16 protein-coding genes are annotated in these 14770 nt (G+C 62.2%); 12 read left to right on the top strand and 4 right to left on the bottom strand.

What is annotated here, in order from left to right; all coding sequences use genetic code 11:
• Nucleotides 1–233: 233 nt before the first annotated feature.
• Nucleotides 234–713 (bottom strand): Lrp/AsnC family transcriptional regulator, encoded by a 480-nt coding sequence (locus TSA1_RS22350; RefSeq protein ID WP_008135853.1) that lies wholly within the window; start codon nt 711–713, stop codon nt 234–236.
• Between the two features lie 266 nt (nt 714–979).
• Between TSA1_RS22350 and trxB the strand changes: the two genes are divergently transcribed.
• The 5 genes from trxB to TSA1_RS38970 all read left to right on the top strand — a co-directional run bounded on the left by trxB (nt 980) and on the right by TSA1_RS38970 (nt 4958).
• Entirely contained in the window at nt 980–1945 is a 966-nt protein-coding gene (gene trxB, locus TSA1_RS22345; protein ID WP_100178215.1) for a thioredoxin-disulfide reductase, read from the top strand.
• Between the two features lie 5 nt (nt 1946–1950).
• On the top strand, nt 1951–2874 hold the full coding sequence (locus TSA1_RS22340; RefSeq protein WP_026201990.1) for a LysR family transcriptional regulator: 924 nt from the start codon (nt 1951–1953) through the stop codon (nt 2872–2874).
• A gap of 460 nt (nt 2875–3334) precedes the next feature.
• Nucleotides 3335–4243 carry a 4-hydroxy-tetrahydrodipicolinate synthase family protein gene (locus tag TSA1_RS22335; protein WP_100178214.1) on the top strand — a complete coding sequence of 303 codons (909 nt, stop codon included), beginning with the start codon at nt 3335–3337 and terminating at the stop codon, nt 4241–4243.
• A 270-nt stretch (nt 4244–4513) separates the two neighbouring features.
• The gene (locus tag TSA1_RS39820; protein WP_174719019.1) at nt 4514–4660 is read left to right on the top strand and encodes a hypothetical protein; all 147 of its coding nucleotides are present in this window, start codon (nt 4514–4516) and stop codon (nt 4658–4660) included.
• 133 nt (nt 4661–4793) lie between these two features.
• Nucleotides 4794–4958, top strand: coding sequence for a hypothetical protein (locus tag TSA1_RS38970; protein WP_174718670.1), 165 nt, complete (start codon nt 4794–4796; stop codon nt 4956–4958).
• A 76-nt stretch (nt 4959–5034) separates the two neighbouring features.
• Here TSA1_RS38970 and TSA1_RS22330 read toward each other — a convergent pair whose 3' ends face one another.
• Nucleotides 5035–5712 carry a ParA family protein gene (locus TSA1_RS22330; RefSeq protein ID WP_100178213.1) on the bottom strand — a complete coding sequence of 226 codons (678 nt, stop codon included), beginning with the start codon at nt 5710–5712 and terminating at the stop codon, nt 5035–5037.
• 361 nt (nt 5713–6073) lie between these two features.
• Entirely contained in the window at nt 6074–6424 is a 351-nt protein-coding gene (locus TSA1_RS22325; RefSeq protein WP_100178212.1) for a hypothetical protein, read from the bottom strand.
• A gap of 322 nt (nt 6425–6746) precedes the next feature.
• Between TSA1_RS22325 and TSA1_RS22320 the strand changes: the two genes are divergently transcribed.
• The 4 genes from TSA1_RS22320 to TSA1_RS22305 all read left to right on the top strand — a co-directional run bounded on the left by TSA1_RS22320 (nt 6747) and on the right by TSA1_RS22305 (nt 11242).
• A complete protein-coding gene (locus TSA1_RS22320) occupies nt 6747–7913 on the top strand; it encodes a CaiB/BaiF CoA transferase family protein (RefSeq protein WP_100178211.1) in 1167 nt (388 codons plus the stop codon).
• 2 nt (nt 7914–7915) lie between these two features.
• Nucleotides 7916–8839, top strand: coding sequence for an HpcH/HpaI aldolase/citrate lyase family protein (locus TSA1_RS22315; RefSeq protein ID WP_100178210.1), 924 nt, complete (start codon nt 7916–7918; stop codon nt 8837–8839).
• Between the two features lie 214 nt (nt 8840–9053).
• On the top strand, nt 9054–9998 hold the full coding sequence (locus tag TSA1_RS22310) for an AEC family transporter (RefSeq protein WP_100178209.1): 945 nt from the start codon (nt 9054–9056) through the stop codon (nt 9996–9998).
• Nucleotides 9999–10198: 200 nt separating this feature from the next.
• Nucleotides 10199–11242, top strand: a complete 1044-nt coding sequence (locus TSA1_RS22305) for a hypothetical protein (RefSeq protein WP_100178208.1) — start codon at nt 10199–10201, stop codon at nt 11240–11242.
• Between the two features lie 362 nt (nt 11243–11604).
• Here TSA1_RS22305 and tenA read toward each other — a convergent pair whose 3' ends face one another.
• Nucleotides 11605–12279 (bottom strand): thiaminase II, encoded by a 675-nt coding sequence (gene tenA, locus TSA1_RS22300; RefSeq protein WP_100178207.1) that lies wholly within the window; start codon nt 12277–12279, stop codon nt 11605–11607.
• 317 nt (nt 12280–12596) lie between these two features.
• Here tenA and TSA1_RS22295 point away from each other — a divergent pair, with 317 nt between their 5' ends.
• The 3 genes from TSA1_RS22295 (at nt 12597) to TSA1_RS22285 (ending at nt 14769) form a co-directional block, all read left to right on the top strand.
• Nucleotides 12597–13094 carry a mobile mystery protein A gene (locus tag TSA1_RS22295; RefSeq protein WP_245448391.1) on the top strand — a complete coding sequence of 166 codons (498 nt, stop codon included), beginning with the start codon at nt 12597–12599 and terminating at the stop codon, nt 13092–13094.
• Nucleotides 13091–13693, top strand: a complete 603-nt coding sequence (locus tag TSA1_RS22290; RefSeq protein WP_100178205.1) for a mobile mystery protein B — start codon at nt 13091–13093, stop codon at nt 13691–13693. The genes TSA1_RS22295 and TSA1_RS22290 overlap by 4 nt, the downstream gene beginning before the upstream one ends.
• Before the next feature lie 119 nt (nt 13694–13812).
• Nucleotides 13813–14769, top strand: a complete 957-nt coding sequence (locus tag TSA1_RS22285; RefSeq protein WP_100178204.1) for a restriction endonuclease — start codon at nt 13813–13815, stop codon at nt 14767–14769.
• Nucleotide 14770 lies beyond the last annotated feature (1 nt).

Below are 14770 nucleotides of genomic sequence, written 5' to 3'. Positions count from 1 at the left end.
GGCCTTTTCATTTCGGGACCCGGCTCGCAATGACGATGTGAAAGCAGCGCGCCCAACTTAGTCACCGTCACCCTGAGGTGCTCGCCTCTTCAGCGAGCCTCGAAGGGAGACGGCCCGGCTGTTGCCGCACGCGGATGGACGCGGGCCGTGCATCCTTCGAGGCTCCCGATGGGCGCTCCGCGCCCCATCACTCGCGCCTCAGGATGACGGAATAGATAGGCCGCGCTGGCGCCTTATCTCCGCCCCTTCACCTCGAGCGGCACGGCCGCTTCATACTTCGAATTGTGCAGCACCAGCGAGGTCCGCACGTTGCGCACATGGGGTGCCGCCGTCAGATGCGTGACGAAATCCTGGAAGGTCGCCATGTCGGGCGCGACGCATTTGAGGATGAAATCGACCTCGCCCGACAGCATCCAGCATTCGCGCACCAGGGGTTCGGCGCGGACGAACTCCTCGAAGGCGCGCAAATCCGCCTCGGCCTGGCTGGACAGGTGCACGGCGGCGAACACGGTCACGTCGAAGCCGAGCTTGCGGGCATCGAGCAGGCCGCGATAGCCGTGGATGTAGCCCTCCTCCTCCAGCGCCCGGACACGGCGCAGGCAGGGCGGCGGCGAGATGCCGACACGCTTGGCCAGCTCGACATTCGTGATTCGACCGTCGGCCTGAATCTCGGTGAGAATTTTCAGGTCGATCTCGTCTAGGTTCCGCGACACGTGATTGGAACTCCTGGCCTTTGAGGCCGCGTTGGTGGGTTTGTCGCAATCCTCATAGCCTAGTCCGCACCGCCAGCGCAATTTTATTGCGCGTGCACCGCAATCGACTTTTGTTCCTTGTTGGAAAAATCCGCCGAGAGGGAATGCAATTCTTGCATAGCTCACCAGAAGGCTTAGATTAGCTCTGATATTTCAGCGCCTCCGCCACGCCTCCCGGCATGTTCCGCGCCCGCGCTGCAGATCCCCCGTGAAAGGCGTCCATCGAAATGTCCGGTCCTGTTCATGCAAAGGTCGTCATTATCGGCTCCGGCCCCGCCGGTTACACGGCGGCGATCTACGCCGCGCGGGCGATGCTGGAGCCGATCCTGATCCAGGGCATCCAGCCTGGCGGCCAGCTCACCATCACCACCGACGTCGAGAACTATCCGGGCTTCGCCGACGTGATCCAGGGCCCCTGGCTGATGGAGCAGATGGAGAAGCAGGCGGTCCATGTCGGCACCAAGATCGTCTCCGACCTCGTCATCAAGCTCGACACCTCGCAGCGGCCGTTCCGCCTCACCTGTGACAGCGGCGACGTCTATCTCGCCGACGCCGTGATCCTCGCCACAGGCGCGCAGGCGCGCTGGCTCGGACTGCCGTCCGAAGCCAAGTTCCAGGGCGGCGGCGTGTCGGCCTGCGCCACCTGCGACGGCTTCTTCTACCGCAACAAGGAGGTCGTGGTGGTCGGCGGCGGCAATACCGCGGTCGAGGAAGCGCTGTACCTCACCAACCATGCCTCTCAGGTCACCATCGTGCACCGCCGCGACCACTTCCGCGCCGAGCGCATCCTGCAGGAGCGCCTGTTCAAGCACCCGAAGATCAAGGTGATCTGGGACTCCGCCGTCGACGAGATCTGCGGCACCGAGAACCCGAACAAGGTGACCCATGTGCGTCTGAAAAACGTCAAGACCGGCGCGCTGACGGACGTGAAGACCGACGGCGTCTTCATCGCCATCGGCCACGCGCCGGCGACCGAGCTCGTGAAAGACCAGATCAAGCTGAAACCGTCGGGCTATGTCGAGGTCGCCCCGAACTCGACCGCCACCTCGGTGCCCGGCCTGTTCGCCGCCGGCGACGTCGCCGACGAGACCTATCGCCAGGCCGTGACGGCCGCAGGCCTGGGCTGCATGGCAGCGCTCGAGGCCGAACGTTTCTTGGCCCTGCGCGCCAGCGAGCGCGCGGCAGCGGAATAACGATCATGCCTCGAACACGCGACGGATTTACGGATATGGACTGGGACAAGCTGAAGGTGTTTCACGCAGCGGCGGAAGCGGGCAGCTTCACGCATGCGGGCGAGCAGCTCGGCCTGTCGCAATCGGCGGTCTCGCGCCAGGTCTCGGCGCTGGAGCAGGAGCTCTCGGTCTCCCTGTTCCACCGCCATGCCCGCGGCCTGATCCTCACCGAACAGGGCGACCTCTTGTTCCGCACCGCGCATGACGTGTTCATGCAGCTCCAGGCGGCGCGCGCCAAGCTCACCGACAGCCGCGAGCGGCCGAGCGGCGACCTCAAGATCACCACCACGCCCGGCGTCGGCATCAACTGGCTGATCCCCCGCCTCGGCGAGTTCACCGCGCTCTATCCCGAGATCCGCATCTCGCTGATCGTCACCGACGAGGAGCTCGACCTCTCCATGCGCGAGGCCGACGTTGCGATCCGCACCCGCAAGCCGACGCAGCCGGATCTCATCCAGCGCAAGCTGTTCGCGATGGGCTTCCACGCCTATTGCTCGCCGGAATACATCAAACGCTTCGGCACGCCGCGCACGCTGGAGGAGCTGGACTCCCACCGCATCATCACGCTCTCCGACGGCAACTTCGCGCCGCATCTGCAGAACCGCAACTGGCTGGTCGAAGCCGGTCGCAACGGCTCCGGTCCGCGCGAAGCTTATTTCAGGGTCAACAACATTCTCGGTCTCGTGCGCGCCTGTCAGCAGGGCCTCGGCATCGCCGCCCTGCCCGACTATCTCGTCGAGGAGCAGAGCAAGCTGGTGCAGCTGTTCGGCGAGTCGGATTCGATCCAGCTCGATACGTACTTCGTCTATCCCGAGGAGTTGAAGACGGTCGCGCGCGTGCAGGTGTTCCGCGACTTCGTCGTCAGCAAGGCGCAGCGCTGGCCGTCCTGATTTCCGCATGACTGACATGCGGCCTCGGCTGTTGCTGCAGGCCGCTCGTCAAGCCCATACTGTTTGCACGCTGAGCCTTCGCGTTGCGCATTTGTCCCCCTCCTCCAGTGGCGCGGGAGTTCAGTAATCCCTCTTGGAAGGTGATTGTGTCGGCCTCACGTGGCCAATACCTTAAGCCGGGCTCTTTGGGCCCGGCTTTTTTTCTGTCTAATCGACCTTCGCCCTCCGCGTGTATTGACAGTTCCGCGCATACCTCGCATCATTTGCCGATGATCACGAAGTCGTGCGCAATCTCTTTCAAGGCCATCGCCTCGAAAAAAGGCCCCCATCCCGGGGCCTCGGATTTTTGCGCGCGCTAGCTACGCTTCGTCATCGCAAGCAAATCCCGAAAACCCCGCCGCCTGGACGGGGTTTTTTCATGTGCCCTCCGTCTCAGGTTTCCCGAGAAGGAGATGGAAACATGACCGGACTTGAAGATCAATTGCACGGGCTGTGGCTGCCGCTGGTGACGCCGTTTCGCGATGGCGCGCTCGACGAGCGGTCGTTGCGGCGGCTGACGCGGCACTACAGCGCACAGGGGATCGACGGCTTCATCCTGGGGGCGACTTCCGGCGAAGGCATGACGCTGCGCGAGGCCGAGCTCGAACGCCTCGTCGCGATCGTGCGCGACGAGATGGCGGCAGGCCGCCACAACCAGCCGATCTGCCTCGGGCTGTCGGGTGCCGACACCGCGCGGCTGCAGGAACGCCTCGACGAGACTGCGGACTGGCCGATCGACGGTTACCTGATCGCGAGCCCCTATTATGTGCGGCCCTCGCAGCGCGGATTGCTGGCGCATTTCGAGACGCTCGCCGATCACGCCGCCTGGCCGCTCGCGCTCTACAACATCCCCTATCGCACCTCGGTCAACATCACCAACCAGACGATGCTTCGGCTGGCCGAGCACAGGAACATCGTCGGCCTGAAGGATTGCGGCGCGAGCCGCGAGCAGTCGATCGCGCTGCTGCGCGACAGGCCGAAGGATTTTCGCGTGCTCACCGGCGAGGACGCGAGCTTTTTCGAGGCGCTCGGCGACGGCGCCGACGGCGGCATCGTGCTGTCGGCCCATGTCGAGACCGCGACGTTTGCGGCGGTGTATGCCGAGATGAAGCGCGGCAATCATGATGCAGCGCAGGCGCGCTGGCACGAGGTCGCCGAGCTCACGCGCCTGTTGTTCACCGAGCCGAGCCCCGCGCCGGCAAAGTACTGGCTGTGGCGCAGCGGCCTGATCGACAGCCCCGAAGTGCGCCTGCCGATGGTGGAAGTGAGCAGCGAGCTCGCCGCGACGATCGATCGCGAGATCGAGCGACGGGTGAAGGTCGCAGCGTAGCGGGGTTCTCTCCGCGCCACCTCCGTGTCATTCCGGGGCGCGCGCAACGCGAAACCCGGACTCCATCGGACAGCGGAGTTGGCGGATGAATGGATTCCGGGTTTGCGACTTCGTCGCGCCCCGGAATGACGTCCGTGCGGGGGTGACAGAGCGCTCCTTGGTTAACCGCGCCCCAACGCCCTTCGCGCACGCCGCATGGCGCGTCCACGCCTCGTTTACGCTTCAAGGCCTATCGTCGTCCTCTAAGGGCTTCTCATAGGGGGAATGACCATGGGGCATCGCACCCGGCCTACGGCCGCGCAGCAATTCGCGCCCGCCGATCTTTTGCAGGGAATTCTCGTCGTTTCGTCGTTCGGGTTCTGGGCCGTGATGCTCGGCCTGATGCCGGTGCTGCTGTATCGGGTCTGGCTCGCCTGAGCCGGCGGCCCAGCGCGGATGGTTAAACCGCCGTCACAAATGCGTTCAAAATGCGAGCGGCGTCGCAAGCCGGAATCTTAAAACATCCCAGGTATGGTTCACGCCCATAAGCGAAGAAATCGCGGGGGCATTTGTGAATAGTCAGAATGAAATGGCGTCGTATTTCGGCGCCGGACAGGAGCAGCTGTCCAACGAGCAGCGCTTTACCACCGAAGACATCCTCTGGGCCGTCGGCATCTGGTCGGTGATCCTCACGCTGTCGCCGGTCATCGTGTTCTACATGCTGATGGTGGCGTAACCTCCTTCAGCAGATCCCGAAAACGCAAAACGCGCGGACACCGCGCGTTTTTTCGTCCGGGGAATGATTTAAAGAATTATGCCGCCTGCTTGTGCATTGCGCCGGATGCCGACGCCGTGCCGCGAATGGCCTTCACTGAACGCTCGATCGCCGCCCACAGCCTTGCGATTTCCTGGGCCGCACGGCTCTCGGCCTGGTACTCCCGCGCGCCTTCGCCATGGCTCAGCGCCATCAGCAAATCCGAACGGTTGGTGATCTGGCCGCCCCACACCGGCGCACGGAATTTCGCCAGCGCTTCGCGGGCGATGGTGACGATCGGGCTTTCGGCTTCGTCGCGCTTGGCCGGCGCACCGTTGAGCACGACCGCATAGGGCTTGCGCGCGGCGCGGCACATCTGGATGGTTTCCTGCACCGCGTTGACGTCGAACACGCCGGGACGGGCGGGAATCACCACCATGGTGGCGTTCTTGATCGCGTCGTCGACCACGGCCGACAGGTTCGGCGGCGTGTCGATCAACACCCATTCATAACCGTCGCGCTTGGCGGCGGAGACGATGCCGCTGACGGAGTTCACGGCCGTCTTGATCGGCGGTTCGTTGGTGCCGCGCAGCTTGTGCCAAAGCGTCAACGAGCCCTGCGGGTCCGCGTCCACGAGCATGACCTGCTTGCTCGCCTTGATCTGTGCGGCAAGATGTGCGGCGAGCGTACTCTTGCCCGAGCCGCCTTTACGCGAAGCGAAAACAATAACGTTCATACCTTCGGCCTCCAGATTGACCCCAGGCCGCGAAAATGAATCACCACGCTGATTCGCGAAAGAAAAATTTATCGAGAGTTGCGTTACGGCCACGAAATAACACGGCGTGTTGGCTTTTGAGTCACACTGCGATGTGCGAGGCGCGACACGAACCGCAATGAAGCGCTACGCGCGTCACTTCTGTGCGTTTTTTGAGCAGTCGTTCGGGAGAAGACGGAATGCAACCTCGCCGCGCAAAACGACATCCGACTCTTTTTCGTCGCGCCTGCCCGTCGCCCGCAAGCCTCGCGCCAGCTCGCGAACAAAAGGAGTCCGTCACGTCGAGGGGGTTTCGAGATGGGAACGCGGCCGTGCCCCGCGCTCAGCCGTCGCTGGTCTTTTTCTTCCTGGTTGCCGTGGCCGGCTTGGTGCTCTTCTTCGCGGTCTTGGGCGCGATGTTGGTCGGCTTGCCGGCGCGCTGCTCGCCCGGCTCCGGTCCGCGGCGGAAGAACACCGCGCATTGCGGCGAGAGCTGCGCCTTCTTCTTGATCATGCAGGCGGTGATGGCATCGACGTTCGGAACGAACTCGCTGCACAGCCGCATCGCATCCGGCGTGCAGGCCTGCTGCTCCTCCGGGGTGTAGGCGAAGCCGGCACCGGGCTGCACCAGCACGGAAAGAGCCATCCCGAGGGTCGCAGCAACCAAGGATGTCTTGAAATGAAGCGCCGGCATCTCGTCCCCCACATGTCGAGTCGGAGGGAATAGTGGGTGAACGGCGGTTCGTTGGCAACGAGGGCAGATGCGAAAGGTCGGACCTGTGCGGTCTCGGCAACAGGGCGGGCGGCTCGGCCGCCCCACCAACAAAAACGCGAAAACAACCCCATGCACAGTAGCCAAGTCCCGGTCATTCCACGGCTTTTCTTAGGATTTGGCGAAGCCAAGTTTGACTCGTCGGGCAAAACAGGGGCATGATGCCAACATCAAGAAGATGCGCGTGGGGTGGTTCGACTGGTCTCCTGCGCTGGCCGAAAAGCGCACGAGGGGAAGCGATCTCATGACAGGGAATGAGGCGGAGCTGCCGCTTTCGGGCGTCACGGTGGTCTCGCTGGAGCAGGCGATCGCAGCGCCGCTGGCGAGCCGGCACCTGGCGGATTGGGGCGCGCGGGTGATCAAGATCGAGCGGCCGGGCACCGGGGATTTCTGCCGGGACTACGACCACGTCATGAACGGCCTATCGAGCCAGTTCGTCTGGACCAACCGCTCCAAGGAGAGCCTTGCCATCGACATCAAGAGCGAGGACGGCCGCAGGGTGCTCGACGCGCTGCTGCCGCAGGCCGACGTGTTCATCCAGAACCTCGCGCCCGGCGCCGCCGAGCGGCTCGGCCTCGATGCGGCATCGCTGCTGCGCAAGCATCCGCGCATCATCGCCTGCGACGTCTCGGGCTATGGCCCAGGGGGCCCCTACAGCGACAAGAAGGCCTATGATCTCCTGGTGCAGTGCGAGGCCGGCGTGCTCGCCATCAACGGCACCGAGGCGGAGCCCGCCAAGGTCGGTCTCTCCGTGGTCGACATCGCCACCGGCATGTACATCCTCAACGGCGTGCTGATGGCGCTGTACCGCCGCGAGCGGACCGGCAAGGGCACGGCGTTCCAGGCCTCGCTGTTCGACTCCATCACGGACTGGATGAGCTATCCCGCCTTCTACACGCACAGCACCGGCCGGCCGCTGCCGCGCACCGGCGCCAAGCATGCGACCATCGCGCCCTATGGCCCGTTCCGGGTCGGCGACGGAACGACCGTCTTCTTCGGCATCCAGAACGACCGGGAATGGCGCTCGCTGTGCCGCATCGTGCTCGGCGATGCCGGCTTCGCAGACCATCCGAAGTTCCGCACCAATCCGCTGCGCATGCAGAACCGCGACGAGCTGCAGGCGCATATCGAGCAGCGCTTTGCCGCGATGACCAGCGAGGAGGTGCTGCGGCTGCTGGATGAGGCCGGGGTCGCCAACGCGCATCTGAATTCGGTCGAGGCCTTTCTGGCGCATGAGCAGTTGCACACGCGATCGCGGGTGCAAAGCGTGGGCTCGCCGTGTGGGCCGGTGCTGAGCTTCCTGCCCGCGCTGACCATTCCGGGCCTGAGGCCGCGGATGGATCCGGTGCCGGATGTCGGCCAGCACAATCAGGCCATTCTCGGCGAGCTCGGCCTTTCCAAGGACATGTGACGATGGTTTCGCTGCGGCCCACGCGGGCCACTCTCGCCGTCCCCGCGCATCGCGCCCGTCTTGTCGCCAAGGCGGCGGCTTCAAGCGCCGATGCGGTATTCATGGATCTCGAGGACGCGGTGCCGCCGTCCGAGAAGGGTCTTGCGCTGGAGGAAGCCGTGCGCTCCCTCGCCGCGCTCGACTGGGGCAACAAGCGCGTCACGGTGCGGATCAACGCCGTCGATAGCCCGTTCATCGCGGAAGAGATCCGCGCGCTCGCGGCGCTGCCGCGGCTGGATGCTTTGATCGTGCCGAAGGCGGAGCGCCCCAGTGACATCGTCGCGATTGCCGATCGCTTGCGCGCCGCCGCGCCGGATCGCGCCGCGCCGGTGGCACTGGACTTGCTGATCGAGACCGCGCTCGGCCTCGTCAATGTCGATGCGCTCGCCGCCTGCCACGACAGCGTTGCCGCGCTGCATCTCGGCGTCGGCGATTTCGCGGCGTCGATCGGCGCCCGCTCCTCCGACATCGGGGTGTCGCCGGATGGCTACCGCCATGTCGGATCGGCGCAGAGCGGCTACGCCGCCGCCCCGCTCGACCTGTTCGCCTATCCCATGATGCGCGTCCTGGTGGCGGCCCGCGCGCATCGCCTGATCGCCATCGACGGCCCCTGCGGCGCGTTCCGCGACGAGAGGCTCACCGAGAGCAGCGCGCAGAAGGCCGCCGCGATGGGCTTTGACGGCAAGCAGGTCATCCACCCCGACCAGATCGCGCCGACGCTGCGCGCCTTCATGCCGTCGGAACGGGAGCTGGACGAGGCGCGGCGGATCGTCGAGGCCATGGAGCAGGCGGAGGCGCAAGGCCAGGGCGCGGTGACGCTGGACGGCAAGATGATCGACTACGCCAATGTGCGCATGGCGCGCCGGATCATCTCCCTGGGGTCGTAACCGGGGCCATCGTACATGACTTGTAGCGGCGGCCGGTGCGCACGCCTCGTCCTTCGAGACGGCGCTGAAGCGCCTCCTCAGGATGAGGCTCATCAGCGTCGGTTAAATTGCAACCACACACTCCGTCCTCATCCTGAGGAGCCCGCTTAAAGCGGGCGTCTCGAAGGATGGCCGCAGGAAAAGTTCTGCGATAACCCTGAGGTCTTAAGCGCGCATGGCCACCTTGCTGATCGTCGCACCGGTGTTCGCGCTGATCGCGGCCGGTTACGCCGCGGTGCTGTTTCGCTTCGTCTCGGAAGGCGCGCACAAGGGCATCAGCGAATTCGCCTTCAGCATCGCGATCCCTGCCCTCTTGTTCCGCACCATCGTCGTCTCGGAATTCCCCGACGTCAGCCCTTACAGGATGTGGGGCACCTATTACGGCGCGCTGGCGCTGACCTGGATCGTGGCGCTCGCGATCTCCGCGCTGCTCCGCGCGCGGCGCGAAGAGCGCGAGGACGGCGTCGTGTTCGCGATCGGCTCGGTCTACGGCAACATCGTGATGCTCGGCATTCCCCTCGTGCTCTCCGCGCTCGGCAATGAGGCGGCGGGCCCGATGGCGCTGATCCTGTCGGTGAACACGCCGCTGCTCTGGCTCTGCGGCATCCTGCAGATGGAGCTGGTCAGCAGCAAGCGCACCGGCTCGCCGCTCTCGGTGCTCCGCCCCGTGATTGCCGACCTCGCCCGCAACCCCCTGATGCTCGCGATCGGTTTTGGCGTGATCTGGCGCTTCACCGGCCTCGGCCTCACCCCCGTCGTCGACCGCACCATCGAGCTGCTCGCGCAGGCAGGCTCGCCGGCGGCGCTGATCGCACTCGGCATCAATTTGTTCCGCTTCGAGGTGAAGGGCGAGAAGCTGAGCATTTTTGTGATGTGCGCGCTGAAGCTGGCGGCGATGCCAGCGGCGGCGTTCGTGCTGGCGAAGCTGCTGGGCCTGCCGCCGGTCGCGGCGGGTGTCGTCGTGCTGTTCGCGGCGATGCCGACCGGCGCGAACGCCTACATTTTTGCTGTGCAGTATCAGCGGCTGGTGAACCCGGTCTCGGGCGCGGTGGCGCTGGGGACGCTGCTGGCGGCGGTGACGTTGCCGGTGGTGGTGTGGGTGGTGACGGGAGGGAGGTAGGGGCGCGACCACCTTCGCACCGCAACGAAGGAGCGTTGCGGCGTTGTCCTTAGTTGCAAGCCAATACGGTGATCATCCACCGAAGATGCGCGCTCTCAAGCGGAGATCGGTCGGTTCTTTGATCTTTTCGCAACAACTATAAGATGATATCATAAGACATTTCTACGATCAATGACTCATTCATTTCAGGAGTCTGCACAATGAATATCAAGGAGATTGCTGATAGCCTGAGCACCGTCTTCAAGCTCGTTTCAGATTCATCATTCAGCTCGTTTCTTTCAGTCGTTGGACTGACGCTACTCGCGGTCGCAGTGTTTCTTACTTACAAAGCGGTGACATCCAAGCCGGATCAATTTCCGTTTTCAATGAAGATCATCCTGTATCTCTCACTCATAGGCGGGATGGTCTTCTCCGCCGCGGGACCAAGTGTCGCTCTACTGAACGTTGTATCCGTACCCAGAATGTCGGCCGACCAAGCGTTCAAGAACCTTGAAGACAACGCCGAAGTGAAGAGAGTCGTCCGCCTGATCGCCTATGATCCAGCGGAGGAGCCCGGTCTCGCGCTCGATCGTCTTACCAAGCTAGGACCTTCCGATCAGCTCTACTCCTTCGTCGCAAGCTATGATGAGTTGGTCGGCTACAAGGTAGCTGACGCCTTGGCCAAAGTCGGCCAAAGCAAGAAAAACATTAAACGAGTTTCAGCGATCATCTTTCCTTTGAACACAGGACTATTCCCTGCCAATTCGCGGGGCCTGATACAAGTGATCAAGGAAATCGAAGATCGCAGAGAGATACAGACGCAACTTACCAGAAAATTCTTCGATGGCACGAATGCGCTGGACCCCAACGAACAGCAGGATCTCGCGAATACCAGCATCCCGTCGTATAGATTGGATCGGTATGCGGACAAATATCCACACTACTGCTCTTTGACCTATAAGTTCGCCTGCAAGAATTCCGCGTACTCCGCGCATGCGTTCGTCGGAAATATTTCCAATGACTGGAACCCTCTCGGCTTCTCGCAGCAAACGAACGAAGACCGCTGCGGGCTATCTCCCACAAAATACTGTGAGTACACCAACTGGGATGCGGCTAGGCAAGAATATCGCAACAAGTTCGGAGCACGTGCATTCTTGATTAGAAATCTCGAGATCAACAAAATACCGGGGCGCGTGATGATAGATTTCGATAGGCCATACGACCAGACGCTTCCCAATGTGGGAAGCGAATACACTCAACGCTAATATCTGCAAATTGACTTCCCAAGGCGTGCGGCTCGACGCCGCTCCGCCTCGACGATTGCTTCTTCGGTCAGCGCAGGCCGATGAATGACAGCACCGCACCGATTACGACGACGAGTCCGACGAGATAAATAAGTCCGTTCATGTCTCAGCTCCCTTGCTTCATCCTGCCGCAGTTCCAAACACGCAAGCGGCCGAAAAGGTTCGGCGGGAGCAGTTGCTGTTTTCTGCTGAATAGGCGGAACGAAAACCAACAATGCCGCCGGCGTCTCAAGCCCTCGCGCCATCGCTGGGCGGGCTGCTGGCGGCAGTGACGCTGCCAAGTGGTGGCGGGACGGACGGACGCCTGACGATGGCCGAAACCGCTATTCGACACCCTGGCCCATGCGCCAGCCCATCTCCCAGAAATCCGCCTCGAGCCGGGTGGCTTCCTTGAAGATCTCAATCAGCTCGGCCTCGCGGGCCGGCGTGGCGTAGCGATCGGCGAGATGCTCCATATGCGCCTGCGCTTTGGCCGCGACCTCCTGGTACGGCGCGCCGGCGTATTCGGCGATCCAGACACGATAGGCGTTCGTCGCAGCATCCGCACCGGGCAGCGTGCCAAGCCGCGTTGCAATCTCCGCGTACCCGATCACGCAAGGCGCAAGCGCCACCTTGAGCGCCAGCAGATCGCCGCGCATGCCCGCATCGAGCACGTAGCGCGTATAGGCCAGCATCTCGGCCGCCGGAGGGGCGTGTTCAAGATCGCTCGGGGACAGGCCCCAACCGGCGCAGAGTTTGACATGCAGGTCCATCTCGACATCGAGGATGGCCGACAGGCCGGAAGCGGCCTCACGCATGTCGGCAAGCCCGGGCGACTTGTAGACCGCGAGCGCATAAGCGCGCGCAAACTCGATGAGGAACAGATAGTCCTGAACGAGGTAGTGCCGAAACGCAGTTTCGGGGAGCGAGCCGTCTGCCAATCCGTTCGTGAAGGGATGCTCGGTGTAGGCCCGCCACTCGACGGATGCTGCTGTCTTGAGACGCTCGAAGAAACTCACGATGTTTTCCGCCTGGCTTGCTTGTCCGTGAACGTCCCTGGCTTGCTAGCGATAGAGCATTGCGAACCAGGGAGCTACGGTGACCGCGAACATCGCGGGATCCGAGCGACCTGCCGATGGGGCACTCCGCGGCGAGAGTTTTTGAACTATCACCGGATCGCAGGGTGACGCTTGTGATCCCGCGGGCCCGACAGGCCGGGACAACCTGAATGTAAAGCCAGAGATTTTGCGGCCCGGAACCGGATACTTAAGTATATCACATTTACCAGATTTTGGATATATATTGGTATACATTATTTGCCTGTTAGGATATAAATATGTATCTTTCCGGCCAGCCGAGTCGACCAATGAGCGTCAAAAGAATCGTTCAGCTGCAGTACCGCAACATCGTCGACGCCGCTGCCGCAAGCCTTGCCGGCGTGAAAGCGCCGCCTGAAGGCTGGCTGCGCACAGTCCGCACCGCGCTCGGCATGTCCGGCGCCGACGTCGCGAAGGCGATGGGCGTGACGCGCGCGCGCGTGACCACCGCCGAACGCGCCGAACTCACGGGCGGCATCACCCTGAAATCAATGCAGGCGACAGCCGAGGCGATGGGATGCCGCTTTGTCTATGCGATCATTCCGGCATCAGGAGATGTCGAGGATCTCATTGCTGCCCAGGCTCGAAAAAAGGCCGCGGCCATCGTCGACGCGGCCAGCAAGCACATGGCCCTCGAAGACCAGCAACTGCCGGACGACAAGATCGCCCAGCAGGTCGACCGTCTCGCCCGTGAGCTCGCATTGGAAATGCCTCCGAATTTCTGGCGCGATCCATGATCGGAAATCTCCACTACCCCGAGGGCGCGACGCCGCTCGATCCCAACGAGCTTGACGGGCTGAAGCATAGGCACATCACGACGCAAGGCGAACTCGATCAGCTGGAGCAGGCCAACATCGTGTCCGGCCTGCTCTGGCTCGGTCGACAGAGGGCACACGTTCTGACCGACAACTTCGCCGTCACCTTGCACAAGCGCCTGTTCGGCGACGTCTGGGACTGGGCGGGTACGTTCCGAACGACCGGAAAGAACATCGGCGTCGATCCCGTCCACATTCCGGTCGAGCTTCGAACCCTCATGGACGACGCCCAGTATTGGGCCAACAACAAGACCTATCCGCCTTCCGAAGCCGCTATCCGGCTGCACCATCGCCTCGTCAAGATTCACCCGTTTCCCAACGGCAACGGCAGGCACGCCCGTATCATGGCGGATGCAGTGCTGGTCCGCGTCTATCATGCGAAGCCGATCGATTGGGCCGGCGGACATGATCTTCAGAAGATGAACGAGCGGCGTGCCGCGTACATCGCGGCGCTCAAGGCGGCGGATCGGGATGACATTGGGCCGTTGATGGAGTTTGTGGGGCGGAGAGATGATCTCTAGTTCTGGAGTTATGCGCAGTTCGCGAAATGAGCATAGCGCTCTCTTTCGCTCTCCTTGGAGTTTTATGCACTATCACCGCAAATACTAGGCTACCACGCTAATACATACCGGCGGGAACCATGACCGAGAAACCATCCACGACCTTCGAAAGACAAGTCGAGCGCATTCATCGGTTGCTCGAACCTCGATATTCGAAGGTTGTTTGGAACGACAGGATGCCTGACCCCGACAATCCTGATCAGTCACGGCAAATTGACATAAACATCGATCGAGACGGCGAGAAGATTCATGTTGAGTGCCGCGTCCACAAAAATCCTCAAGATGTAAAATGGATCGAAGAGCTAATTGGCCGTCGGGCGAGCCTTCGCCCGGACGCCATGATTGCGGTTTCGTCGTCTGGCTTTACGGAAGGCGCGATCAAGAAGGCTGCGGCATTCAGCATCCACCTGCGAACGTTGTCGACATTGACCGATGATGAAATTCGCCTTTGGGTTGATCCAGCAAGAGCACTGCTGGTCTTTTACGAATTCATCGATTGTCGACTGTCGATTGAGATCTTAGACGTGGCTCCTCCAGAGCCCACAGTCATTACTCAAGAGGATGGTAGCGCGGTTGACTGGCGCTCCTTGTTTGAACCGGCCATGGCGCGCTTCGATAAGAGCCCTGAACTCGACCATGAAACAAGACCCTTCGCGCTCGAAGGCCTCGCGGCCATCCTTGTTAATGGGAAAAGGCCGAATCGGATGAAATTGACTGCGCGAGCGCGGAGGGTCAAGCGACCACTGCCACTCAGCGCCATCCTCCAGTACGCTGATCCTCAGTTAAAGGTGAGCGATGTTGCAAGGGTCCAAAAGCATGCCAACGATGTCTTGGAGATAATCCAGTCGTCTGATCAGGTAGCGGTCGTATTCAACCCTGCCAGCATTGCGGTGCCGCCAAACTGCTTCTTTCACAACATCGCGATGGACTTTAGTGACCCTGTAAGCATGAATTGGGTGAAGCTTGCGAGTGCTCAAGTCCCCACACAATCACCGATCGAGATCGACGTCATGATCGGATATAATCCGAGAGAATAGT

Source organism: Bradyrhizobium nitroreducens, from assembly GCF_002776695.1.
In the GTDB taxonomy this organism is placed as follows: domain Bacteria; phylum Pseudomonadota; class Alphaproteobacteria; order Rhizobiales; family Xanthobacteraceae; genus Bradyrhizobium; species Bradyrhizobium nitroreducens.
Note: the sequence above shows the minus strand (reverse complement) of the source record. Positions and strands in the feature narration are given on the sequence as shown.